This window comes from Neorhizobium sp. T25_13 (genome assembly GCF_002968675.1).
Lineage (GTDB): Bacteria > Pseudomonadota > Alphaproteobacteria > Rhizobiales > Rhizobiaceae > Neorhizobium > Neorhizobium tomejilense.
Window position 1 is genome coordinate 590,458 of sequence record NZ_PVBI01000002.1, and the last position, 22,225, is coordinate 612,682.

At 61.3% G+C, this 22,225-nt stretch carries 24 protein-coding genes and 2 tRNA genes; 18 read left to right on the forward strand and 8 right to left on the reverse strand.

The features are described 5' to 3' along the window. From C5J22_RS06480 to C5J22_RS06500, 5 genes are read left to right on the forward strand one after another with little or no spacing between them, the layout of a single operon-like run. The gene (locus tag C5J22_RS06480; RefSeq protein WP_105437583.1) at positions 1 to 1,131 is read left to right on the forward strand and encodes a glycosyltransferase; all 1,131 of its coding nucleotides are present in this window, start codon (positions 1 to 3) and stop codon (positions 1,129 to 1,131) included. Continuing rightward, positions 1,128 to 2,219, forward strand: a complete 1,092-nt coding sequence (locus C5J22_RS06485) for a glycosyltransferase (RefSeq protein ID WP_105437584.1) — start codon at positions 1,128 to 1,130, stop codon at positions 2,217 to 2,219. The genes C5J22_RS06480 and C5J22_RS06485 overlap by 4 nt, the downstream gene beginning before the upstream one ends. After that, complete coding sequence (locus tag C5J22_RS06490) at positions 2,216 to 3,331, forward strand: glycosyltransferase (RefSeq protein WP_105437585.1); 1,116 nt, start codon at positions 2,216 to 2,218, stop codon at positions 3,329 to 3,331. Before C5J22_RS06485 ends, C5J22_RS06490 begins: the two co-directional genes overlap by 4 nt. Before the next feature lie 11 nt (positions 3,332 to 3,342). Beyond that, the gene (locus tag C5J22_RS06495; RefSeq protein WP_105437586.1) at positions 3,343 to 4,386 is read left to right on the forward strand and encodes a UDP-glucuronic acid decarboxylase family protein; all 1,044 of its coding nucleotides are present in this window, start codon (positions 3,343 to 3,345) and stop codon (positions 4,384 to 4,386) included. A 2-nt stretch (positions 4,387 to 4,388) separates the two neighbouring features. After that, positions 4,389 to 5,168 (forward strand): TIGR04290 family methyltransferase, encoded by a 780-nt coding sequence (locus tag C5J22_RS06500; RefSeq protein ID WP_105437587.1) that lies wholly within the window; start codon positions 4,389 to 4,391, stop codon positions 5,166 to 5,168. A gap of 206 nt (positions 5,169 to 5,374) precedes the next feature. On the opposite strand, the gene C5J22_RS06505 is transcribed toward C5J22_RS06500, so the two are convergent. After that, positions 5,375 to 5,782, reverse strand: coding sequence for an ester cyclase (locus C5J22_RS06505; RefSeq protein ID WP_105437588.1), 408 nt, complete (start codon positions 5,780 to 5,782; stop codon positions 5,375 to 5,377). A gap of 295 nt (positions 5,783 to 6,077) precedes the next feature. On the opposite strand from C5J22_RS06505, the gene C5J22_RS31060 reads away from it, so the two are divergent. From C5J22_RS31060 to C5J22_RS06520, 4 genes are all read left to right on the forward strand, one after another. Then, positions 6,078 to 6,284, forward strand: coding sequence for a hypothetical protein (locus C5J22_RS31060; protein WP_172746541.1), 207 nt, complete (start codon positions 6,078 to 6,080; stop codon positions 6,282 to 6,284). A 143-nt stretch (positions 6,285 to 6,427) separates the two neighbouring features. Next, positions 6,428 to 6,509: transfer RNA gene (locus C5J22_RS06510), tRNA-Pro, on the forward strand. Positions 6,510 to 6,558: 49 nt separating this feature from the next. Further along, positions 6,559 to 6,864 (forward strand): ETC complex I subunit, encoded by a 306-nt coding sequence (locus tag C5J22_RS06515; RefSeq protein ID WP_105437589.1) that lies wholly within the window; start codon positions 6,559 to 6,561, stop codon positions 6,862 to 6,864. 43 nt (positions 6,865 to 6,907) lie between these two features. After that, positions 6,908 to 6,984, forward strand: a tRNA-Arg gene (locus tag C5J22_RS06520). 97 nt (positions 6,985 to 7,081) lie between these two features. Here C5J22_RS06520 and C5J22_RS06525 read toward each other — a convergent pair. Further along, the gene (locus tag C5J22_RS06525) at positions 7,082 to 7,384 is read right to left on the reverse strand and encodes a hypothetical protein (protein WP_105437669.1); all 303 of its coding nucleotides are present in this window, start codon (positions 7,382 to 7,384) and stop codon (positions 7,082 to 7,084) included. A gap of 140 nt (positions 7,385 to 7,524) precedes the next feature. On the opposite strand from C5J22_RS06525, the gene C5J22_RS06530 reads away from it, so the two are divergent. Beyond that, complete coding sequence (locus C5J22_RS06530) at positions 7,525 to 7,836, forward strand: putative quinol monooxygenase (RefSeq protein WP_105437590.1); 312 nt, start codon at positions 7,525 to 7,527, stop codon at positions 7,834 to 7,836. A 261-nt stretch (positions 7,837 to 8,097) separates the two neighbouring features. Then, positions 8,098 to 8,754: a hypothetical protein gene (locus C5J22_RS06535; protein ID WP_172746542.1), complete on the forward strand. Its 657-nt coding sequence runs from the start codon at positions 8,098 to 8,100 to the stop codon at positions 8,752 to 8,754. Between the two features lie 71 nt (positions 8,755 to 8,825). On the opposite strand, the gene C5J22_RS06540 is transcribed toward C5J22_RS06535, so the two are convergent. From C5J22_RS06540 to C5J22_RS06555, 4 genes are all read right to left on the reverse strand, one after another. Continuing rightward, positions 8,826 to 9,599: an amino acid ABC transporter ATP-binding protein gene (locus C5J22_RS06540; RefSeq protein WP_046637733.1), complete on the reverse strand. Its 774-nt coding sequence runs from the start codon at positions 9,597 to 9,599 to the stop codon at positions 8,826 to 8,828. Positions 9,600 to 9,647: 48 nt separating this feature from the next. Next, the gene (locus tag C5J22_RS06545) at positions 9,648 to 10,805 is read right to left on the reverse strand and encodes an amino acid ABC transporter permease (protein WP_105437592.1); all 1,158 of its coding nucleotides are present in this window, start codon (positions 10,803 to 10,805) and stop codon (positions 9,648 to 9,650) included. A gap of 4 nt (positions 10,806 to 10,809) precedes the next feature. Next, a complete protein-coding gene (locus C5J22_RS06550; RefSeq protein WP_105437593.1) occupies positions 10,810 to 12,003 on the reverse strand; it encodes an amino acid ABC transporter permease in 1,194 nt (397 codons plus the stop codon). Positions 12,004 to 12,119: 116 nt separating this feature from the next. Then, positions 12,120 to 13,145, reverse strand: coding sequence for an amino acid ABC transporter substrate-binding protein (locus C5J22_RS06555; RefSeq protein ID WP_105416381.1), 1,026 nt, complete (start codon positions 13,143 to 13,145; stop codon positions 12,120 to 12,122). A gap of 365 nt (positions 13,146 to 13,510) precedes the next feature. Between C5J22_RS06555 and C5J22_RS06560 the strand changes: the two genes are divergently transcribed. Continuing rightward, positions 13,511 to 14,701, forward strand: a complete 1,191-nt coding sequence (locus tag C5J22_RS06560; protein WP_105437594.1) for a cystathionine beta-lyase — start codon at positions 13,511 to 13,513, stop codon at positions 14,699 to 14,701. Here the strand turns inward: C5J22_RS06560 and C5J22_RS06565 are convergent, their stop codons facing one another. Continuing rightward, entirely contained in the window at positions 14,702 to 15,865 is a 1,164-nt protein-coding gene (locus C5J22_RS06565) for an FAD-dependent monooxygenase (protein ID WP_105437595.1), read from the reverse strand. It abuts the gene before it with no gap. Positions 15,866 to 15,878: 13 nt separating this feature from the next. Then, a complete protein-coding gene (locus C5J22_RS06570; RefSeq protein ID WP_007758304.1) occupies positions 15,879 to 16,124 on the reverse strand; it encodes a zinc-finger domain-containing protein in 246 nt (81 codons plus the stop codon). Positions 16,125 to 16,296: 172 nt separating this feature from the next. Here C5J22_RS06570 and C5J22_RS06575 point away from each other — a divergent pair, with 172 nt between their 5' ends. The 6 genes from C5J22_RS06575 (at position 16,297) to clpA (ending at position 22,168) form a co-directional block, all read left to right on the forward strand. Next, complete coding sequence (locus C5J22_RS06575) at positions 16,297 to 17,085, forward strand: alpha/beta fold hydrolase (protein ID WP_105437596.1); 789 nt, start codon at positions 16,297 to 16,299, stop codon at positions 17,083 to 17,085. A 116-nt stretch (positions 17,086 to 17,201) separates the two neighbouring features. Continuing rightward, complete coding sequence (cysE, locus tag C5J22_RS06580; protein WP_046637726.1) at positions 17,202 to 18,023, forward strand: serine O-acetyltransferase; 822 nt, start codon at positions 17,202 to 17,204, stop codon at positions 18,021 to 18,023. 162 nt (positions 18,024 to 18,185) lie between these two features. Beyond that, positions 18,186 to 18,389: a DUF3126 family protein gene (locus C5J22_RS06585; protein WP_037088580.1), complete on the forward strand. Its 204-nt coding sequence runs from the start codon at positions 18,186 to 18,188 to the stop codon at positions 18,387 to 18,389. 273 nt (positions 18,390 to 18,662) lie between these two features. Continuing rightward, positions 18,663 to 19,016: a phasin family protein gene (locus C5J22_RS06590; protein ID WP_105437597.1), complete on the forward strand. Its 354-nt coding sequence runs from the start codon at positions 18,663 to 18,665 to the stop codon at positions 19,014 to 19,016. Positions 19,017 to 19,272: 256 nt separating this feature from the next. Beyond that, a complete protein-coding gene (clpS, locus tag C5J22_RS06595; protein WP_007758328.1) occupies positions 19,273 to 19,626 on the forward strand; it encodes an ATP-dependent Clp protease adapter ClpS in 354 nt (117 codons plus the stop codon). A gap of 10 nt (positions 19,627 to 19,636) precedes the next feature. Next, positions 19,637 to 22,168 (forward strand): ATP-dependent Clp protease ATP-binding subunit ClpA, encoded by a 2,532-nt coding sequence (gene clpA, locus C5J22_RS06600; RefSeq protein ID WP_105437598.1) that lies wholly within the window; start codon positions 19,637 to 19,639, stop codon positions 22,166 to 22,168. Positions 22,169 to 22,225: the final 57 nt, after the last annotated feature.

Sequence of the window (22,225 nt, forward strand, 5' to 3'; positions counted from 1 at the left end):
ATGAAGTTCATTTTTTACACCCATTCCCTGATTTCCGACTGGAATCACGGAAACGCCCATTTTCTTCGAGGCGTCATGCGCCACCTGATCCGCCGCGGCCATGAGGCGCTTGCGCTGGAGCCGCAGGATTCCTGGAGTCGTGCCAACCTCCTGAAGGAGCAGGGGCCTGTCGCCGTCCAGAAGTTCCGTGAGACATTTCCCGAGCTCACGGCGCAGATCTATGACGGGGATTTCGACCACGAGGCCGCGATCGCCGACGCCGATGTGGTCGTTGTCCACGAATGGACCGAGCCGGAGCTTGTGGAACGGATTGGAAGGATCCGGCGCAACGGCGGCAGGTTCACGCTGATCTTCCACGATACGCATCACCGCGCCGTTTCGGCCGAAAGCGATATAGCCGGTCTGCGGCTTGCCGACTACGACGCGGTTCTGGCTTTCGGCGAGACGTTGCGGCAGCGATATCTCAAGGCGGGCTGGGGCAGGGCCGTCTTCACCTGGCATGAGGCTGCAGACGACACGCTGTTCCATCCGCGGCCGGACATTGCCAAGACGGGCGATCTCATCTGGATCGGCAACTGGGGTGACGACGAACGGTCCGCGGAGATCATGGAGTTTCTCATTCGCCCCGCCAAGGCGCTGAAGCTCGACGCGACGGTGCGCGGAGTCCGCTATCCGGAACACGCGCTGGAAGAACTCAGCCAGGCCGGGATCGCCTATGGCGGCTGGATTGCCAATGCCGAGGCACCGCTCGCGTTCGCACGGCATAAAGCGACCGTGCATATTCCGCGACGGCCCTATGTCGAAAACCTGCCGGGCATTCCGACGATCCGTGTCTTCGAGGCGCTGGCCTGCGGCATCCCGCTGATCTCGGCCCCCTGGAACGACGCCGAAAATCTCTTTCGCCCGGAGACCGATTACCTGGTCGCCCGCAATGGCGAGCAGATGACGCGTCTGCTGCGCGATGTTCTGTCCGATCCGAATCTGGCGGAATCCCTGACCGCCTCCGGTCTGGCAACCATCCGCGCCCGCCACACCTGTCGCCACCGCGTCGATGAACTGCTCTTCATCCTCAGCCAATGCGGCACCGAACGGGTTACCGGCAAACTGGCAGCAAGGGAGGCAGCCGAATGAAGATCGCCTTTTACGGATCGAGCCTCGTCTCCGCCTACTGGAACGGCGCCGCCACCTACTACCGCGGCCTCCTGCGGGCCCTGGCGCAAAAAGGCTACGACATCACCTTCTACGAACCGGATGTCTACGACCGCCAGAAGAACCGCGATATCGACCCGCCGGACTGGTGCAGGGTCGTCGTTTACCAGGGCACCGTCGACGCGTTGAAGGCCGTCACGGTGAGGGCGGCGGAGGCCGACATCGTCGTCAAGACAAGCGGGGTCGGTTTTGAAGACGACCTCCTGCTCGAAGAGGTCCTTCGCAACGTCCGGCCGACGGCGCTGAAGATCTTCTGGGACGTGGACGCGCCGGCGACGCTTGCCGAACTGCGGGCCGCGCCCGGGCATCCGCTTCGCCAGGCTCTCGGCAAGACCGACCTCGTCCTGACCTACGGCGGCGGCGACCCCGTCGTGGACGCCTATCGTGCCCTCGGGGCAGCCAATTGCGTTCCGGTCTATAACGCGCTCGATCCTGAAACCCATCATCCGGTGCCGGCACAGCCGCGTTTCAACGCCGATCTCGGGTTTCTCGGCAATCGTCTGCCGGACCGCGAGGCGCGTGTCGAACAGTTCTTTTTGGAACCTGCCGCACGATTGCCCCGGCAGACGTTTCTGCTCGGCGGTTCCGGCTGGCAAGACAAGTCGATGAGCGGCAACGTGCGCTCCATCGGCCACGTCTCCACTCGCGATCACAACGCCTTCAACGCGGCGCCGAAGACCGTCCTGAACATTTCCCGCTCCAGCATGGCGGAAAACGGCTTTTCTCCGGCGACGCGGGTGTTCGAGGCGGCCGGTGCCGAAGCGTGCCTGATCACCGATTATTGGGAAGGCATCGACCTTTTTCTCAAGCCCGATGAGGAGGTTCTGGTCGCCCGCGACGGTCAGGACGTGGCGGAGATCCTGTCCGGCCTGACGCCGGAGAGGGCAAAGGCAATCGGAAAGAGGGCGTTGGCCCGGGTGCTTTCCGAACACACTTACACCCACCGCGCAGACGAGGTGGATGCGATCCTCCGCGCCCAGGCCGGCGCTCGCATGGAGGCGGCCGAATGACGAAGCGGCTAGACATCGTTTTCCTCGGACTGTCGCTGTCGTCCTCATGGGGCAACGGCCATGCCACGACCTTCCGGGCGCTGATCCGGGGGCTGAAGGCTGCCGGGCACCGCGTGTTGTTCCTGGAGCGCGATGTTCCCTGGTATGCGAACCAGCGCGACCTTGCCGATCCCGATTTCTGCGAACTCGCCTACTATTCCGACGTCAGCCGAATGATCGACGCCTACGCCCACCGCATCCGGCGCGCCGACGCCGTCATCATCGGCTCCTATGTGCCCGACGGCGTGAGCGTCATCGATGCGGTGGCGGACCTTCAGCCGAGACTTTTGTGTTTCTACGATATCGATACGCCGGTGACGCTTGCCAAGCTCGAAAGGGCGGACGAGGAATATCTGGCTCTCCGGCAAATCCCGGTCTTCGACACCTATTTTTCCTTCTCGGGCGGCGAGGTCCTGACGCGGCTCGAGCGACGTTTCGGAGCCAGGAAAGCCGAGGCCCTTTATTGTTCGGTCGATGTGGGCCGGTACCGAAATACCGGTGAAACTTTCCGGTGGGATCTTGGTTATCTCGGCACATTCAGTGCCGACCGCCAGCCGACGCTCGAAAGGCTACTGATCGAACCGGCAAGGCGGTTGCCGCACTTACGCTTCGTGGTGGCCGGCCCGCAATATCCCGCGGACATCGCCTGGCCCGCTAACGTGCAGCGTATCGAGCATCTTCCGCCAAGCGAGCATGCGAGGTTCTACAGCCGGCAGCGGTTTACGCTGAACGTCACGCGGGCCGACATGATCGCCGCCGGCTGGTCTCCGAGCGTTCGCCTCTTCGAGGCCGCCGCCTGCGGCACGCCGATCGTCAGCGACTTCTGGCGCGGCCTCGACGAGGTTCTGCCTCACAGTGAAGCCCTCATCGTCGCGAGGCAGCCGGAGGACGTGGTGACGGCGCTGACCGAGATCGGCGAGGAGGCTCGCAGATCCCTGGCGGATGCCGCCAAGGCTCGCGTCCTGAAAGACCATACCGGCCTTGCCCGTGCCCGCCAGCTCGCCGCCGCCCTCGAACACCTGCCCGAACGATCCGCACGCCCCGAACCGATGATCCAATCCCTGTCAGCCTAAGGAGTGCCTCAATGCTTCAAAGAACCCGAAACGGAAAAAGCAGAACCGTTCTTGTTGCCGGAGGGGCCGGCTTCGTGGGCTCGCATCTTTGCGATGCCCTGCTTGCCCGCGGTGATCGGGTGATTTGCGTGGACAGCTATATTACCGGTTCCAAGGACAATGTCCGTCCGCTGCTGAACCATCCGGAATTCCGGCTGATCGAGGCGGATATCTGCGAGTTCGACCGCATCGACGAGCCGCTGGACCAGGTCTACAACCTCGCCTGCGCCGCCTCTCCGCCGCAATATCAGGCCGATCCCGTCCACACGATGATGACCTGCGTCAGCGGCACCGGCAATCTCCTGTCGCTTGCCGAGCAGCACGGTGCCAGCTTCCTGCAGGCCTCGACCAGCGAGGTCTATGGCGACCCGGCCGAGCATCCGCAGCGCGAGGACTACCGCGGCAACGTCAACTGCATCGGCCCGCGGGCCTGCTACGACGAAGGCAAGCGCGCGGCGGAGGCCCTCTGCTTCGACCTGCTCCGGAGCGCAAGGGTGGATGCCCGGGTGGCGCGCATCTTCAACACCTACGGTCCGCGCATGCAGCCCCATGACGGCCGGATCATCTCCAACCTTCTGGTCCAGGCGATCTCCGGCAAGCCGCTGACGATCTATGGCACCGGCGAACAGACACGCTCCTTCTGCTTCGTCAGCGATCTCGTCGCCGGCCTGATGGCGCTGATGGATGTGGATCCCAATCCGCAGGCGCCTGTCAACCTCGGCAATCCCGGGGAGTTCACCATCAACGAACTCGCCGCCCTGGTGCTCGCCATGGTGCCGACGGTTTCGAAAATGGTCCGCAAACCGCTTCCGCAGGACGATCCTCAGCGCCGCCGGCCGGATATTTCGCGGGCACAGGAACTGCTCGGCTGGGAGCCGAAGGTGCCGCTGCGGGAGGGATTGCGCCACACAGCGGACTGGTTCATCGCCACGGTCGGGAGCGATGCGGAGAGGAAGCCGCGCCGTGGCACTGTCCGGACCCAGCCGGTCTCTCCCGATATGGGCATGAGGGTTTGACGATGGATGCGGGAAGAGGGAGAACGCGCGAGGATCTGCGACGGCGGATCGCCGAGCTCGGGCCCTGGTTCCACAACATGGAGATCGGCGGCGTGCAGACGGCGCCGGATCATTTCCTCGGCGATTATCCGGCCTTCAAGTGGCGCGGTTTCCAGCATGTCATCCCCGACGATCTCGAAGGCCGTAGCGTCCTCGATATCGGCTGCAATGCCGGCTTCTATTCCCTGGAGATGAAGCGGCGGCATGCCGGGCGCGTCGTCGGCATCGATTCCGATCCGCGCTACCTCGCCCAGGCGCGGTTTGCTGCCGAACAATCCGGCCTCGACATCGAGTTCAGGCAGATGTCCGTCTATGACGTCGGCCAGCTCTGCGAAAAATTCGACCTCGTGATCTTCATGGGAGTGCTCTATCATCTGCGCCATCCGCTGCTGGCGCTCGACCTTCTCCACGAGCACGTGGTCGCGGACCGGATGCTCTTCCAATGCCTGCAGCGCGGCGACGAACGGGCTCCGAATCTCCAGGAGAATTACGAGTTTTCCGAATGGGCGGTCTTCGACTGGCCGGATTACCCAAAGCTGTTTTTCGTCGAGGAGCGTTACGCCGCGGATCCGACCAACTGGTTCATTCCCAACAAGGCGGCGATGGACGCGATGCTGCGCAGTTCCGGCTTCACGATCGAGGCCAATCCCGAGCGCGAGGTCTATCTTTGCCGGCGCGGCGAGCGGCACTACATGGTCGAACCGCCGCCGCGGATTTCTCCCGCAAATCCCGGGCAGGTCTGAAATTGGCCCCGACGGGGTCGATGGAGTAGGGAACGCCGAGGCGGCATCCCCGCCCGTGCAGGCTGGCGATAGTGCCGAAGGTCTTCGCCGTCACGCCGATGACCGGCTGGACGGCAACGAAAGCACGTTGGTCGCAGACATCAAGCCACCGTCAGCTGTAAACCCAGATTGTTGGTTCTTCGAAGCGCGACAGCCGCCCGCCATTGTCAGCCGGCGATTTGCAGTTCAACCGCCGACTTGTCGAGGATCGACCAGACCTTCACAATCTTCGAACCCTCGAACTCATAGGTGACGTGCTCCGCGAACGAGATCGTGCGGCCGTTGACGGGCAAGCCGAGGAATACTCCTCGTGGTGAACATGTGAATTCCAGGCGGGCCGCGATCATCGGCGGCTCGCAGACCACGAGCGACGCGCTAAAATATAGGTCGGGAATGTCCTCATAATCCTTGATCAGCATCTCGCAATAGCCTTTCAGTCCGAAAGCGCGGCCATTGTGTACGGCGTCGTCGCGGACGAACTCTCCAAGTTCGCTCCATGCCTGCCGATTGAGGCATTCCAGATAACGGAGGTAGATCTCCCGCAAAGCCGCCGGGCCAGTGTCCTCATTAGTCATTTGCTTCGCCTTCCAATCCTCGAACCAGCCTGGATACGGAGTGTTCTTCGCCAAGTGCCGATTGAAGTCCGGAGCGCCGTCCGGCCACTACACGGAGCCACGATCGCGCAGAGCTACCTTTGCCTGTTCAACCCGCATTCTGGCGACGTTGCCGCCGTACCACAACCGGCCGCCGGCGCGTGTTGTTACGCAAACGGTGACCGTTGCGTACTGGAAAATCTCTCCGGCTCCGTCGCTAATCAATTCTCGAATTCGCAGTTCGAGATGCGATCCACTGTTAGCTGGAGGAAAACGCGTGAGCGCAGCATCGTCGGGATTTTCCCATATGTTAAGCTTCGCGGTCCTGCTCACCACGGTAACCCTGCTCGGGGTCGGTATCGCACTATACAAGCACGTGATCCCAGGTGAATACTCACCCGTCAACAAGGCCTTCAGCCGCAAGCCCCGAGTGGGATCGGTGACAAGGCGTGACCGCCAGCTCGCCGAGGCCGACGCTGCTTGACTTGCGGGGGGAGTCGGGGCATTGAAGGACAACCGTTTCGGTCGGCGTTTTGAGAGCGGATTTACCGCCACCGAGCCGCCACCGAAACAACGGAAATACACGGGAACGAACGGGGATCAACCGACGTTTCCGGAACGTTGGAATGGAGTGTAGCGTCACCTGGAGCGTACTGGTCGCTGGTTTGGGACCAGAGGGTCGGGAGTTCGAATCTCTCCACTCCGACCACGCTTTTAGGTGAGGCTCCTTCCGTTCCATTCCATGGAGCGTTACAGGAATGGCCGCCAAGATCTATCGTCCCGCAAAGACCGCCATGCAGTCCGGCAAGGCCAAGACCCATCTCTGGGTGCTGGAATTCGACCAGGAACAGCCACGCCGCATCGATCCGATCCTTGGCTACACATCCTCCGGCGACATGAAGCAGCAGGTTCGGCTGACGTTCGAAAGCCAGGAACAGGCGGAAGCCTATGCCAAGCGCGAAGGCATCGAATACCGCGTCATCCAGCCGAAGGATCCGAATCGCCAGACCGTTTCCTACACCGACAATTTCCGCTTCAGCCGCACCCAGCCCTGGACGCATTGATTTTTGAGCCGCTCGGGCTTTCCCGAGCGCCGCTGCCGAGATCGGCCCCTTAGCTCAACTGGATAGAGCAGCTGCCTTCTAAGCAGCAGGTCGCAGGTTCGAGTCCTGCAGGGGTCGCCAAGCTTGATATGGGTCCATACCGGACACATAGGTAACAAAACGCACCTAAGACATGGGTGACACTTTTGGACCGAACCCTTCCAGCTGATCCCTGCGACTACCGGATGCGGTAAACAGACACACCTACCGGGTATGCATAGACGCCCCGGTAGAAGAACCCTTTGCGATACAGACAACCCCGCAGCCGCACCGCAGGCAGGCTGGCCTCAGCGATCGCTCCGGCCTCTGCCAGATCAGCTTCGGGGAGGCATCGCTCCAGCGCCCTGTTGTAGGCCTGCATGAGCTGAGGGCTGCTTTCCACAGGCACGGCTCCGTAGAGCCGCAAATCCGACCGGGCTTCGGCCGCCATCGGTATGCAGGCCAGGCCAAGTGCCACGCCCAATGCGAGCTTGAGGTTCATCTGTTCGCTCTCCGCTTGATAAGATGCCGCCTTGAACGCGATGCCATGCGATTTGTTCCTGAGCTGTGTGTGCCTATACTCCAAGCCGCCGTATCTCCGACCCGTCGCCGGTCGGCGCGGCTCTGCCTTGGGAGGGGAAGATGAAATGCATCATCGGATTTTTCACAACCAAGCCCGGCAAGCGCGAGCAATATCTCGAGACGGCGCGTGATCATCTGGAGAAAAGCCGGCTCGACCCCGATTGCCTTTACATCGAACTGGTCCCGATGCCGGATCATCCCGATAAGATCCTGCTCGCGGAGGCCTTCACCAGCGAGGAAGCACATCGCCGACATGAGGATACCGATCATATGCGAGCGCTTTGGGCGGTGGGGCCGATGCTTCTGTCCCACGTCGTCATCGACAATGTCATATCGGCGTCGGTGGAACACATAGACGAGCGTTTTGAATAACACCTGAAACCGCCCGCCGTCGCCGCCCGAAGTGGCCGAGCCCACGAAACCCCATTCTTGCCGCATTGAGGATTCGGAATTGCCGCATTGTTTCGTATAGTGGGCGTTGTCGGTTCCGTAGCGACACGCGAGCGGAAGACAGATCGGCGATTGAGCGGCCATGGCCCTCGGAAAACGCCTCCAACACATTGAAATGGTTTTCATTCGGGCAGCTCGAACTGCCCGGACCCTTTGCTTGTTTGAGCTTCGAGTGGGATTCATATGAAAAGGATATCGTCCGCTGGCGCGGTTTTGGCGCTTGCGTGTTTTTTGACGGCCGGTCCGGGGTTTGCGGAAGACACCCCACTGATCTGGAACCCGATCCGCAGTTCCGACACCAGCTACTCCGTCAAGCTCGGCCTCAAGCTGCCGACCCGGCTCGAAACCGAGGCCGGCGTGTCGATGGGCGTCGATACGTCGACTAGCGGAACTCCGCTGGATACGCCCATCAAGTTCTGGAGCAATTTCACGGCGGAAAAGATCCAGACGCCGGCCTATCAGTTGAACCGCGGCGTCGGTGTCGATCTCGACGGCAATACCGGCAGCGCCGGGATCACCATGAATTATTACGAAAAGGAAATCGCCACGCCGACGATCGATATCGAGAGGCGCAGCAGCTACGGCCTGCGGTATGACGGCGCCTCGGGAGAATGGCTCGGCCTTGATGCGAGCCAGTCGGTTCGCCTGTCGCATAGCCCAAGCAGCACGGCGCTGGTCGGGCGGGCAAGCGGCAGCGACGGGTTTCGCACGCTCGGAGCAGGCGTCGCCGTCGAGAAGATGCTCGGCCGGTACATGACGGTCAGCGGCGCGCTCGACCGCACCTCGGATGCGCCCGAACCGGTCACCAGCGTCAATGCTCGTTATTCCTTCCGCTGGTGAAACGAACCGCTGGTAAAACGGAAATGGGGCGCCGAAGCGCCCCATGATTGCGTGCCCATCCTGTAAAGCTGTCAGTGCAGGATCTGGCTCAGGAAGAGCCTCGTGCGCTCGTGCTGCGGGTTGTCGAAGAATTCCGCCGGCGAGTTCTGTTCGACGATCTGGCCCTGGTCCATGAAGATCACCCGATGTGCGACCTGGCGGGCAAAGCCCATTTCGTGGGTGACGCACAGCATGGTCATGCCTTCTTCCGCAAGGCTCACCATCGTATCCAGCACTTCCTTGACCATTTCCGGGTCGAGCGCCGAGGTCGGCTCGTCGAACAGCATGATCTTCGGTTTCATGCAGAGCGAGCGGGCGATCGCCACGCGCTGCTGCTGGCCGCCGGAGAGCTGGCCCGGATATTTATGGGCCTGTTCCGGGATCTTGACGCGGGCGAGATAATGCATGGCGATCTCTTCCGCCTGCTTCTTCGGCATCTTGCGGACCCAGATCGGCGCAAGCGTGCAGTTTTCCAGGATCGTCAGGTGCGGGAAGAGGTTGAAGTGCTGGAACACCATGCCAACTTCGCGGCGCACTTCGTCGATCTTCTTCAGGTCGTTGGTGAGCTCGATGCCATCGACGATGATGTTGCCGGCCTGGTGTTCCTCAAGGCGGTTGATGCAGCGGATCATCGTCGATTTGCCGGAGCCGGACGGGCCTGCGATGACGATGCGTTCGCCCTTCATCACCTTCAGGTTGATGTCGCGCAGCACGTGGAAATCGCCGTACCACTTGTTCATGCCGATGATTTCGACGGCAACGTCGGTAGCCGAGACGGTCATTTTTTTGGGTTGGGCGTCTGCCATTTATATCCCCTTAGTTATCGTTTGTAGCTAGGCACAGCGTCAGGTCGGCTATCGCTTCAGGTTGGTGTCGAGGTGCCGCTCCATGAAGGCGGAGTAGCGCGACATGCCGAAGCAGAACAGCCAGAAGATGAAGCCTGCGAAGATGAGGCCCGTGATCGGCGTGACGGGGCTGATCCAGGTCGTGTCGGTGAAGTTCAGCTGTACGATCCCGAGAAGGTCGAACATGCCGATGATCGACACCAGCGACGTGTCCTTGAAAAGACCGATGAAGGTGTTGACGATGCCCGGGATGACCAGTTTCAGCGCCTGCGGCATGATGATCAGCCGGATCTTCTGCCAGTAGCTGAGGCCGAGCGAATCGGCGCCTTCGAACTGCCCCTTCGGGATGGCCTGCAGGCCGCCGCGAACCACCTCGGCCATATAAGCGGAGGCGAAGATCGCCACGCCTACCAGCGCCCGCAGGAAGTTGTCGATCGTGTAGCCGGTCGGCAGGAAGAGCGGCAGCATCACGTTCGCCATGAACAGAACCGTGATCAGCGGCACGCCGCGGATGACCTCGATGAAGCTGACGCAGATGACCCGGATCACCGGCATCGTCGAGCGTCGCCCGAGCGCCAGCAGGATGCCGACGGGAAGCGAGACGGCGATGCCGACGAAGGACAGGATCAGCGTCACCATCAGGCCGCCCCAGAGCGGGGTTTCGACCTTCTGGAGCCCGAACACGCCGCCATGCAGCAGGAAGAATGAGACAATCGGCAGGCCGACGAAGAGCAGCAGGGCATTCAGGCCCTTGCGAGGCAGCTTCGGCATCAGGACCGGCACGAGAAGGGCGATGAACAGGATCGCCACCAGCATCGGCCGCCAGCGCTCGTCGATCGGATAACGCCCGAACATGAATTGCTGGAAACGGTCGCCGACAAACGCCCAGCAGGCGCCGCTCCAGCCGTTCGGCTTGATGCCGCCCTGCACGGCGGTGGTGCAGAACGAGCGGTCGGTCCCGAACCACGCCGCCTGGACGAACAGCCAGTTGATCATGCCCGGCAGGATCCAGACCAGGAGGGCAACCGCAAGGATCGTCAGCGCGGCGTCTTTCGGTGTGGCCAGAAGGTTGATGCGGATCCAGCCCGAGGCGCTCCTGGTGCTGAGCGGAGCGGGGGCGGGGGCGAGCATTTCCGGGCGGACATAGGCAAGGTTTTTCGCGTTCATGATCTTACCTCTCCACCAGGGCCATTTTGGCGTTGAACCAGTTCATGAACAGCGAGGTCGTGATACTGATGCTGAGATAAACGACGAGCCAGATCGACACCACTTCGATCGCCTGTCCGGTCTGGTTCATCGTCGTGCCGCCGGTGGCGACCAGTTCCGGAAAGCCCACGGCAATGCCGAGCGACGAGTTTTTCGTCAGGTTGAGATATTGGCTGGTCAGCGGCGGGATGATGACGCGCATCGCCTGCGGCACGACGACGAGGCGGGTCGTGGTGGCGGGCTGCAATCCGAGTGCTGCCGCCGCTTCGCTTTGCCCCTTGGCGACGGCCCGGATGCCGGCTCGGATCGTCTCGGCGATGAACGAGGCCGTATAGAAGGACAGGGCCAGGTAGAGAGCCACGAATTCCGGCGCAATCACGGATCCGCCCGACAGGTTGAAGCGGCCGGCGATCGGGACATCGAACGTCAGCGGAGCGCCGACGGCAAGGAAGGCGAGGACCGGCAGGCCGACAATCAGCCCGATTGCCGTCCAGATCGTGTGGAACTGCTTGCCGGTGCGCATCTGCCGCTGTTTTGCCCAGCGCGCGACGAAGAAAGTCGCAACGATGGCGACCAGCAGCGCGATGGGGATGACCCATGCGGTATCACCCCAGACGGGTCTCGGGAAGGCGAGGCCACGGTTGTTGAGCACCATGCCGAGCGGCAGCTTGAGCGAGTCCCGAACCTGCGGCAGTGACGAAAGCACGCCCTTGTACCAGAAGAAGATGATCAGCAGCACCGGAATGTTGCGGAAGACTTCCACATAGACGGTGCAGAGTTTCGCGATCAGCCAGTTCTTCGAAAGACGGCCGATACCGATGATGAAGCCGATGGTCGTGGCGGTGATGATGCCGAAGAATGCCACCAGGATCGTATTGAGGAAACCGACGAGGATGGCGCGCCCGTAGGGCGAATCGCTTGAATAGTCGATCAGCGAGGCGCCGATGTCGAAACCGGCGCGGCCTTTCAGGAACTGGTACCCGGAAGCGGTACCGGAACGCGCAAGGTTGGTGACGGTGTTGTCGAAAATCCACCAGCCGATGCCGACGACGATGACGAGCGTGAGGACCTGGAAAAAAATACCCCGGATCTTGGGGTCGTAAACGTAGGATCTGAGAGTTCGCGCTTCGGAAGGCGCAATTGCAGCGTGATCTGTCATGCTGGCCTTTTCCCCTGTGACCTCATTTTTGAGGTCTTTTTCTTTTTATGCGTTTTTCTTTTTATGCCGGGGGATAAGGCGGCAGCGGCCGCCTTATCCGGTCTTGGTCTGGCCGATTACCGAACCGGCGGAGCGTATTGCAGGCCGCCCTTGGTCCAGAGCGCGTTCAGGCCACGCTGGATCTTGAGGGGGGTGTTCTGGCCGATGTTGCGTTCGAACACTTCGCCGTAGTTACCGACGGCCTTGATGATGTTGTAGGCCCAGTCGTTGGTCAGGCCGAGGTCGGTACCGATCTTGGTATCCTTCTCGATGCCGAGGAAGCGGCGGACGTCCGGGTTGGTGGAGGACTTGCGGATGTCGTCGACATTTGCCTTGGTGATGCCGAATTCTTCAGCCTGCACCAGCGCGTAATGCGTCCACGAAACGATGTCGAACCACTGGTCGTCGCCCTGGCGAACGGCCGGGCCGAGCGGCTCCTTGGAGATGATTTCCGGCAGAATGATGTGCTCATCCGGGTTCGAAAGCGACAGGCGCAGCGAATAGAGGCCGGACTGGTCGGTCGTGTAAACGTCGCAACGGCCTTCCTGGTAGGCCTGGTTCACTTCCGGCAGCTTTTCGTAGACGACCGGCTTGTATTCGAGCTTGTTGGCCTTGAAAAAGTCGGCGAGGTTAAGCTCGGTGGTGGTGCCGGACTGAACGCAGACGGCAGCGCCGGAAAGCTCCAGAGCCGACTTCACGTTGAGGCTCTTCGGTACCATGAAGCCCTGACCGTCGTAATAATTGACGGTACGGAAGTTGAAGCCGAGCGCGGTGTCGCGGTTGATCGTCCAGGTCGTATTGCGGAAGAGGACGTCGCCTTCGCCCGACTGCAGTGCCGTGAAGCGGGTCTGCGAGGTGGTCGGGGTGTATTTGGTCTTCGTTGCGTCATTAAAAAGGGCAGCAGCAAGGGCCTTGCAGTAGTCAACGTCGAAGCCGGACCAGTTGCCCGATGCGTCCGGTGCGGCAAAGCCGGCGAGACCGGTGTTGACGACGCACTGAACGAAACCCTTGGACTTGACGGTATCAAGCGTGGCGGCCGATGCCGCCGATGCGAAGCCAAGGACCGCTGCGCCAATCGCGGCTGACAGAAGCGTCTTTTTCATTTTCCCAACCTTTATCTGTGGTTTTCTGTGACTTGATGGAACCGAGCCGCTCCCCTGTCTTATCGAATACGGCCGGCCGCCCGCGAACCCTCCCGGTGCAGGCGCCGCTATCTCATTCGCAAAACAACGCAGGGTCAAGTGTCGCCTTTTCGAATTGCGTCTGAAATGAGGTAAATTCGTTAACCCGGCTCAGAAAACGTTCATTTACTTAAAGTTTGGGCAGCGCGTGATCAAAAGAGGTGCGTTTTCCGTGATGTGGCAGGCGACCTGATGTCTCTGCTTCAGGCTCCTTTCGCGGGGTTGACCGGGCCTTGCTCCGGCGGCAAAACTTTGCGCCTCAATTGCCAACGAAAGCTCTCCCCGACATGAAAAAGACGAACGAGTCCCTGTTCACCGGCGCTGGCCCCAACACGCGTCTCGCCCATATGGGCAACGACCCGTCCGACTACCACGGTTTCGTCAATCCGCCGGTCGTTCACGCTTCGACCGTGTTGTTTCCCGACGCGGCAACGATGGAGAAGCGGGCCCAGAAATACACCTACGGAACCCGCAGCACGCCGACGACCGATGCGCTCTGCGCAGCACTCGACGAATTGGAAGGCTCGGCCGGCACTATCCTCGTTCCCTCGGGACTGGCAGCGATTTCGGTGCCGTTTCTTGCCTATCTCTCGGCCGGCGACCATGCGCTGATCGTCGATTCCGTCTATGCGCCATGCCGTCATTTCTGCAACACGATGCTGACGCGCCTCGGCGTCACCGTCGAGTATTACGATCCGGAAATCGGCGCCGGCATCGAAGCGCTGATCAAGCCGAACACCAAGCTTATCCATACAGAAGCGCCGGGCTCCAACACCATGGAAATGCAGGATATCAGGGCGATCGCAGAGGTGGCTCACCGGCACGATTGCGTCGTCACGATGGACAATACCTGGGCGACGCCGCTTTATTTCCGCCCGCTCGATTTCGGCGCCGACGTGTCGATCCATGCGACGACGAAATATCCGTCCGGCCACTCGGACATCATCATGGGTTCGGTGTCGGCCAACGCCAAGCACTGGCCGAAGCTCGAGGAAGCCCGCCTTGCACTGGGCATCTGCGGCTCACCGGACGATTCCTACCAGATCCTGCGCGGCCTGCGCACCATGGGCGTGCGTCTCGAACATCATCAGAAGAGCGCGCTCGATATCGCCACATGGCTGGAGGGCCGCGATGACGTCGCGCGTGTCCTGCACCCGGCACTGCCGAGCTTTCCGGGCCACGCGATCTGGAAACGCGATTTCAAGGGCGCCAGCGGCGTCTTCTCCTTCGTGATGAAAGCGGAGGGCGACAAGGCGAAAGCCAAGGCGCACGCTTTCCTGGATGCGCTGACCTTCTTCGGCCTCGGTTACTCCTGGGGCGGTTACGAGAGCCTCGCGGTGCCGGTCAACCTGTCTGACCGCACTATCCGCAAGGCGCCGCCGGAAGGCCCGGTCATTCGTCTGCAGATCGGCCTCGAAGACGTGGCGGACCTCAAGAAGGACCTGGCAATCGGCTTCGCGGCCGCGGCCGAGATCTGATCACCTCGCCTTGAAGCCGTAAAGCCAGTCGAAATCCGCCGCGAGCGATTGCGGCGGACGCAGCGACAGGACGATGTCTCGGCCGAGCCGGATCGGGCCGCGGGCGTGATAGGCGAAGCGGTTGAACAGGCCGCGGGAGCGAACCTTGGCGATCCGCCCCGTACGTTCGCTCTCGAAATCTGCCAGCGCCTGCGCAAGGGGCAGGGGACCGGCGATCCGGTTTGCGAGCACGAACGCGTCCTCGATCGCCATCGATGCGCCCTGGGCCGCAAACGGCATCATCGCATGCGCCGCATCGCCGATCAGCACCATGTCGCGACTGTTGTGCCAGCGCCCGGCACTCACTTCGTAAAGCGGCCAGAAGGTCGGCTGTTCGGCTCTTTCGATCAGTTGAACGATGCGCCGGTCCCAGCGATGGAACTGGCCGAGCAGCATGCGTCGCTGCGCATCGCCGGCTTGCGCATCCCAGGTCTTGCCGGGGCTGATGCCGGAGGCGATTGCGACGATGTTGAACCCGTCGATCTCCTTGAGCGGATAGGCAACCGCATGGGTCGACGGCCCGAGAAAGGCGATGACCTGGCCCGGCTCCAGCCAGTCGGGTCTGGCGCTGCCGGGAATCGTGAAGCGCCAGGCGACATTGCGCGAAAAATCGGGCTCCGGACTGTCCGGTATCTCGGCGCGCAGATTGGACCAGACGCCGTCGGCGCCGACGATCAGGGGATAGGTTCTGCCGGTGATTCCCGCGAGCGTCCCGTGCGGATCCTTGCGGACAGGCGTATCCAGGTGGATGTTGCAGAGCGGGTTCTGTTCGACCGCGGCAAGCAATGCCTGTTGAAGCGTGGCGCGATGCAGGACCCCATAGGGTGCACCCCAGCGCTCGCGGGCGAAACGCCCGGCCGGCACATGCGCAAGCGGTCTGAGCGATGTCCCCGAAACCAGCGCAATCCGCTCCGGCTCGGTCCAAACGGCTTCGAGCGCCGGCAGGACGCCGAGTTCGGAAAGTACGTGCGAAGCGTTCGGCGATATCTGCAGGCCGGCGCCGACCTCGATCAGGGCGGGTGCCTCCTCGAAAATGTCGCAGGCTATACCGTGGCGGGCAAAGGCGAGCGCAGCCGTCAGCCCGGCCATGCCGGCACCGATGATCGCTACTCTTTCAATGGGCATATCGGAATGCCGATCAGGCGGCCTTGACGTGGAAGACGCAGCCCGGCGGGTCGGTCTGTTCGGCCTTCAGCGACGGATTGTAGCGGTAGAGGGTCGAGCAATAGGAGCAGACCTTCTCGTTGTCGTCGCCCATGTCGATGAAGATATGCGGATGGTCGAAGGGAACGGAGGCACCGGTGCACATGAATTCCTTGACGCCGATCTGGATCAAGCGATGCCCGCCGTCGTTCTGGAAGTGGGGAATGCTGTGCCCGGCCATGATGGTCTCCGATACTTGAATGCGGCGCGTCTGATTTGCGCCGGACATTAGCGGCCCGCTTGGCGATTGTGTAGTGGGAAAACCGCCGCAGGCGCGTCGATTTCGTATCGGGCACGGGTTCAAACGCCGCGGCTCATCCCTTATGTTCCCGGCGTCAATGAGGACTGCCCCGATGAATCTCAACGCGCCTGCCTTCTCCAAGTTTTCCCACGAGGGTCTCGATCTTGCCTATTTCGACGAAGGCGATCCGTCGGGCGATCCGGTGCTGCTTATCCACGGGTTTGCCTCGAGCGCGCTGGTCAACTGGGTGCATCCGGGCTGGCTGAAGACGCTCGGCGACGCGGGTTACAGGGTGATTGCCATGGACAATCGCGGGCATGGGGCAAGCGACAAGCCGCGCGATCCGGAAGCCTATCGGCCATGGGTGATGGCCGAGGATTCGATGGCGCTCCTCGATCACTTGAGAATCCCGGAAGCGCATGTCTTCGGTTATTCGATGGGCGCACGCATTTCGGTCTTTTCCGCACTCGCCCATCCGCATCGGGTACGTTCCCTGGTTCTGGGAGGTCTCGGCATCGGCATGACCGACGGGGTAGGGGATTGGGACCCGATCGCCGACGCCTTGCTCGCCCCTTCGCTCGAGGACGTCAGCCATGCCCGCGGCCGCATGTTCCGCGCCTTTGCCGACCAGACGAAGAGCGACAGGCAGGCCCTGGCCGCCTGTATCCGTGGTTCGCGGGATCTGGTGACCCGCGCGGACATGGGGCGGATCGACGCGCCGACGCTGATCGGGGTCGGAACCACCGACGACATCGCCGGTTCCGCGCAGGAGCTGGCCGCCTTGATGCCGCACGCGATTGCCCTCGATATTCCCGGCCGCGACCACATGCTAGCGGTCGGCGACCGGGTGTTCAAGAAGGCGGTTGTCGACTTCTACGCGGAACTCTCCGCAAGGCCGTAGGTTTCTTCATTCTTACGATCAACGGAATGCGATTTTGCGCCCATTGGTCTCGGCGTAAACTTATTCTATATACTGGCCTTGGAAAGCTCTGCCATACGGCAAACGAGGAGACGGCGATGGCCGCAAGAACTGAAATCCGCCAGGAGCAGGTCGCAACGATGGATCCCATCTGGGATACGTTGCGCCAGGAGGCGCGCGCGGCAACCGAGCAGGACCCGCTGCTCGCCGCATTTCTGTATTCTGCCGTGCTCAATCATCGCTCGCTCGAGGAATGCGTCGTGCACCGCATCTGCGAGCGCCTCGCTCATGCGGATATTCCGGATGTCCTTCTGCGTCAGACCTTCATGGAAATGCTGGCCGACTGGCCGGAATGGGGCGCGATCATGCGCGTCGACATCCAGGCCGTCTACGACCGCGATCCTGCCTGCCTGCGTTTCATGGAGCCGGTCCTCTATTTCAAGGGGTTCCACGCGATCCAGGCGCACCGGCTGGCGCATTGGCTGTTCAACCGCGGCCGCCGCGATTTTGCGCTCTATCTGCAGAGCCGCTCCTCCAGCGTCTTCCAGACGGACATCAACCCGGCAGCCCGCATCGGCAAGGGCATCTTCCTCGACCATGCCACCGGCCTCGTGGTCGGCGAGACTGCCGTCATCGGCGACAATGTCTCGATCCTGCATGGGGTGACGCTCGGCGGTACCGGCAAGGAAGGCGCCGACCGCCATCCGAAGATCGCCAACGGCGTCCTCATCGGCGCCGGCGCCAAGATCCTTGGCAATATCGAGGTCGGGTCATGCTCGCGCGTCGCCGCGGGTTCGGTGGTCCTGAAGGCCGTACCGCCGAAATCCACCGTCGCCGGCGTGCCGGCAAAGGTGGTCGGGAGCGCTGGGTGTTCGGAACCGTCGCGCTTGATGGACCAGCTTCTCGGTGCCGACGACTGATTCGTCTGCGTTTGCCCGCCGCTTGCCGATGTTTGGGGTTCGCTGAACATCAGCCCCACGGAACATCGCAAAAGAGCGGCAAAGGCTACTTCTGGCGGCTTTACTTTCGCCTTTGTCCCATGCCAAAAGCGCCGAAACCGAGAACCGCTGACGGAGAGAAACGTGAAACCGGACGAAATCAAAAAACTCGACGCCTATTTCAAGCGCGTGATCAATCCGCAGGCGATCGTCAAGGCGCGTCCGCGCAAGGACGACTCGGCCGAAGTCTACCTCGGTGACGAGTTTCTTGGCGTCGTCTATATCGATGACGAGGATGGCGACCGCTCTTACAATTTTTCCATGGCGATCCTAGAGGTCGATCTCTGATCGTTCTGGTCACGCGACTTCAAGGCGGGCTGACAGGCCCGCTTTTTGATTCGTGCGGAGCGACCGCCGGGAAAGAAAATGGCTGCGACGTTTTTGCATGGCTGGCTGTGATCCGCTGATATATCTTCGCAAAATCAGAAGCCTGAATCCATCTATGCATTTGCATGAATCCTGTTGCAACCAAAAGTAATTTTGCGCTGCACAATTCACCTTGACTTTTATCGGCGAGCCGCCTTCAATCAGCAAATCCGAATAGAACAAAAGGGACAGGCGATGATCAACTTTGATGAAGCCAACAAGAAGAGCAAGGAAGCGATGGACGGCATGCTGAAGAGCTATTCCGAGATCGCCAAGGGTTTTCAGGCGATCGCCACCGAGACGACCGATTATTCCAAGAAGTCCTTCCAGGACATGGCGGGTTTCGTGGAGGCGCTCGCTTCCACCCGCAGTGTCGAGGCGGTTTTCGAACTCCAGACCAAGTACGTGAAATCGGCTTATGAAGGCTTCATTGCTGAGTCGACCAAGATTACCGACATGTATGCCGATCTCGCCAAGACGGCCTACAAGCCCTACGAAGCGCCGGTCGCCAAGTCGACCGCCGTGGTCGCCGCAAAAAACGCGGCGTAACGCGCATAGCGGCCCCTCCAAGCGACGCCTTCACGATAGAAGGCCGGCGGCGTTCAGCGCTGCCGGCCTTTTTGATTCATGCCAATGCGGAAATACCCGACTTTCGGCATGTTCCATCATCTCTTTAGCGTAATAGTGATTGCGTGGCCGCAAAGGGGGCTTAAAATCCGCGTTCAATGAACTAAGTTAGGAAGACTAAAGTCCGGCCGTTCGGCCATTCGGACGAACCCGCCGGATGACTGGGGAATGAATGAAGATGATCGCACTGCCGATCTTGATGCAAGCTGAAAAGGGTGGCGACGGAGACAACGCAAATCGCGGTACCTCGGTCATCACGCGCACGAAGCCGAAAACAAAGAAGCCCAATCTCTACCGCGTACTGCTGCTGAATGACGATTATACGCCGATGGAATTCGTCATCCACATTCTGGAACGTTTCTTTCAGAAGGATAGGGAGGCAGCGACGCGTATCATGCTCCACGTCCACAATCACGGCGTGGGGGAATGCGGAATATTTACATATGAAGTAGCGGAAACCAAAGTGTCCCAGGTCATGGACTTCGCCCGGCAACACCAGCATCCGCTGCAATGTGTCATGGAAAAGAAGTGAGGAACCCGACGTGCCAACATTTTCGCCTAGTCTAGAAAAGGCGCTGCATCAGGCACTGACCTTTGCCAACGAGCGGCATCACGAATATGCCACGCTCGAGCACCTGCTTTTGGCGTTGATTGACGATGCCGACGCAGCCGCGGTCATGGGCGCTTGTAACGTCAATTTGGAAACGCTGCGCAAGACCGTCACCGACTATGTCGATAATGAACTTGCCAACCTGATCACCGGTTATGACGAGGATTCGAAGCCGACCTCCGGCTTCCAGCGCGTCATCCAGCGCGCCGTCATCCACGTCCAGTCCTCGGGCCGCGAGGAAGTGACCGGCGCCAACGTTCTCGTCGCGATCTTCGCGGAACGGGAAAGCCATGCGGCCTTTTTCCTGCAGGAGCAGGAAATGACCCGCTACGACGCGGTCAACTACATTTCTCACGGCATCGGCAAACGCGCGGGCACCTCCCAGACCCGCACGCCGCGCGGCGCCGAAGACAGCGAGCCGGAAGCCAAGCCTTCCGCCCGCGACCAGGAGGAAGGTTCCGCCAAGAAACCGCAGGATGCCCTCAAGGCCTATTGCGTCAACCTGAACGAAAAGGCCCGCGATGGCCGGATCGACCCGCTGATCGGCCGCCATGCCGAAGTCAACCGCACGATCCAGATCCTGTGCCGCCGTTCCAAGAACAACCCGCTCTACGTGGGTGATCCGGGCGTCGGCAAGACGGCGATCGCCGAAGGCCTCGCCAAGCGGATCATCGAAGGCAAGGTGCCGGAGGCGCTCGCCGACGCCACCATCTTCTCGCTCGACATGGGCACGCTCTTGGCTGGCACCCGTTATCGCGGCGATTTCGAGGAACGCCTGAAGCAGGTCGTCAAGGAACTCGAAGAGTATCCGGGTGCGGTTCTGTTCATCGATGAAATCCACACCGTCATCGGCGCCGGGGCCACCTCCGGCGGCGCGATGGATGCCTCGAACCTGTTGAAGCCGGCTCTGTCTTCGGGCTCGATCCGCTGCATCGGTTCGACCACCTACAAGGAATACCGCCAGTTCTTCGAAAAGGACCGGGCTCTGGTTCGCCGCTTCCAGAAGATCGACGTCAACGAGCCGTCGATCGAGGATGCGATCGAGATCATGAAGGGCCTGAAGCCTTATTTCGAGGACTATCACAAGCTGCGTTACACCAACGAGGCGATCAAGTCGGCCGTCGAACTGTCGGCCCGCTACATCTCCGACCGCAAACTTCCGGACAAGGCGATCGACGTGATCGATGAGACCGGTGCGGCCCAGATGCTGCTGCCGGCCTCCAAGCGCCGCAAGCTGATCACCGAGAAGGAGATCGAAGCAACGATCGCCACCATGGCGCGGATTCCGGCAAAGACCGTCTCCAAGGATGACGAGATGGTCCTCGCCAACCTGGAAAAGGAACTGCGTTCGGTCGTCTACGGCCAGGATGCAGCGATCGAAGCCCTGTCGACGGCGATCAAACTCGCCCGCGCCGGCCTTCGCGAGCCGAACAAGCCGATCGGTTCCTACGTCTTCTCCGGCCCGACCGGCGTCGGCAAGACGGAAGTCGCCAAGCAGCTTGCCGCCTCGCTCGGTGTCGAGATACTGCGCTTCGACATGTCGGAATATATGGAACGCCACACGGTCTCGCGGCTGCTCGGCGCACCTCCCGGTTATGTCGGCTTCGACCAGGGCGGTCTCCTGACTGATGGCGTCGATCAGCATCCACACTCAGTGGTCCTGCTCGACGAAATCGAGAAGGCTCATCCGGATATCTACAATATCCTGCTGCAGGTCATGGACCACGGTTCGCTGACCGACCACAACGGCAAGAAGATCGACTTCCGCAACGTCATCCTGATCATGACGACCAATGCGGGCGCGTCGGAAATGGCCAAGGCCGCCATCGGCTTCGGTTCGTCCAAGCGCACCGGCGAGGACGAAGAGGCGATCAACCGCCTGTTCACGCCGGAATTCCGCAACCGTCTCGATGCGATCATCCCGTTCGCACCGCTGCCGACCGAGGTCATCCATCAGGTCGTGCAGAAGTTCGTCATGCAGCTCGAGACGCAGCTTTCGGAACGCAACGTCACCTTCGACCTGCATCAGGATGCGATCGCCTGGCTGGCGGAAAAGGGTTACGACGAGAAGATGGGTGCCCGCCCGCTCTCGCGCGTCATCCAGGAATACATCAAGAAGCCGCTCGCCAACGAGATCCTGTTCGGCAAGCTGCGTAAGGGTGGCGTGGTTCGCGTTACCGTCGGCAAGGGCGAGGATGGCAAGGACAAGCTCATCCTCGACTCGATTTCCGAAGCGACGCCCGTGAAGCCGAAGCCGGAGGCCGAGGTGAAAGAGGCCGCCGAGGAAGCCGAGGCCAAGGTCACCAAGCCCAAGGCGCCGAAGAAGTCGGCGTCGAAGGACAAGGACGGCGGCTCGGCCCGGGCTCGCGCCATGGTCGACGCGGACGTGATCGCTTCGGAAGATGCGCCGAAGACACCGCCGCGCAAGAGCAGCACGGTGCCGCGCGTGCCGAAGAGCAAATAACAGTTTCGCACGGAACTCCTGCGATGCCGGGCTTGTCCCGGCATCGTCGTTTTGATG

Bases quoted from the DNA above. Each gene is read 5' to 3' on its own strand.
- C5J22_RS06570 (WP_007758304.1), bottom strand. From the start codon at position 16,124: ATGGCCGGGCACAGCATTCCCCACTTCCAGAACGACGGCGGGCATCGC.
- C5J22_RS06485 (WP_105437584.1), top strand. From the start codon at position 1,128: ATGAAGATCGCCTTTTACGGATCGAGCCTCGTCTCCGCCTACTGGAAC.
- cysE (WP_046637726.1), top strand. From the start codon at position 17,202: ATGGCCGCAAGAACTGAAATCCGCCAGGAGCAGGTCGCAACGATGGAT.
- C5J22_RS06560 (WP_105437594.1), top strand. From the start codon at position 13,511: ATGAAAAAGACGAACGAGTCCCTGTTCACCGGCGCTGGCCCCAACACG.
- clpS (WP_007758328.1), top strand. From the start codon at position 19,273: ATGATCGCACTGCCGATCTTGATGCAAGCTGAAAAGGGTGGCGACGGA.
- C5J22_RS06545 (WP_105437592.1), bottom strand. From the start codon at position 10,805: ATGAACGCGAAAAACCTTGCCTATGTCCGCCCGGAAATGCTCGCCCCC.
- C5J22_RS06495 (WP_105437586.1), top strand. From the start codon at position 3,343: ATGCTTCAAAGAACCCGAAACGGAAAAAGCAGAACCGTTCTTGTTGCC.
- C5J22_RS06525 (WP_105437669.1), bottom strand. From the start codon at position 7,384: ATGAACCTCAAGCTCGCATTGGGCGTGGCACTTGGCCTGGCCTGCATA.
- C5J22_RS06550 (WP_105437593.1), bottom strand. From the start codon at position 12,003: ATGACAGATCACGCTGCAATTGCGCCTTCCGAAGCGCGAACTCTCAGA.
- C5J22_RS06500 (WP_105437587.1), top strand. From the start codon at position 4,389: ATGGATGCGGGAAGAGGGAGAACGCGCGAGGATCTGCGACGGCGGATC.
- C5J22_RS06530 (WP_105437590.1), top strand. From the start codon at position 7,525: ATGAAATGCATCATCGGATTTTTCACAACCAAGCCCGGCAAGCGCGAG.
- C5J22_RS06480 (WP_105437583.1), top strand. From the start codon at position 1: ATGAAGTTCATTTTTTACACCCATTCCCTGATTTCCGACTGGAATCAC.
- C5J22_RS06575 (WP_105437596.1), top strand. From the start codon at position 16,297: ATGAATCTCAACGCGCCTGCCTTCTCCAAGTTTTCCCACGAGGGTCTC.
- C5J22_RS06540 (WP_046637733.1), bottom strand. From the start codon at position 9,599: ATGGCAGACGCCCAACCCAAAAAAATGACCGTCTCGGCTACCGACGTT.
- C5J22_RS06555 (WP_105416381.1), bottom strand. From the start codon at position 13,145: ATGAAAAAGACGCTTCTGTCAGCCGCGATTGGCGCAGCGGTCCTTGGC.
- C5J22_RS06565 (WP_105437595.1), bottom strand. From the start codon at position 15,865: ATGCCCATTGAAAGAGTAGCGATCATCGGTGCCGGCATGGCCGGGCTG.
- C5J22_RS06590 (WP_105437597.1), top strand. From the start codon at position 18,663: ATGATCAACTTTGATGAAGCCAACAAGAAGAGCAAGGAAGCGATGGAC.
- C5J22_RS06535 (WP_172746542.1), top strand. From the start codon at position 8,098: ATGAAAAGGATATCGTCCGCTGGCGCGGTTTTGGCGCTTGCGTGTTTT.
- C5J22_RS06505 (WP_105437588.1), bottom strand. From the start codon at position 5,782: ATGACTAATGAGGACACTGGCCCGGCGGCTTTGCGGGAGATCTACCTC.
- C5J22_RS06515 (WP_105437589.1), top strand. From the start codon at position 6,559: ATGGCCGCCAAGATCTATCGTCCCGCAAAGACCGCCATGCAGTCCGGC.
- C5J22_RS06490 (WP_105437585.1), top strand. From the start codon at position 2,216: ATGACGAAGCGGCTAGACATCGTTTTCCTCGGACTGTCGCTGTCGTCC.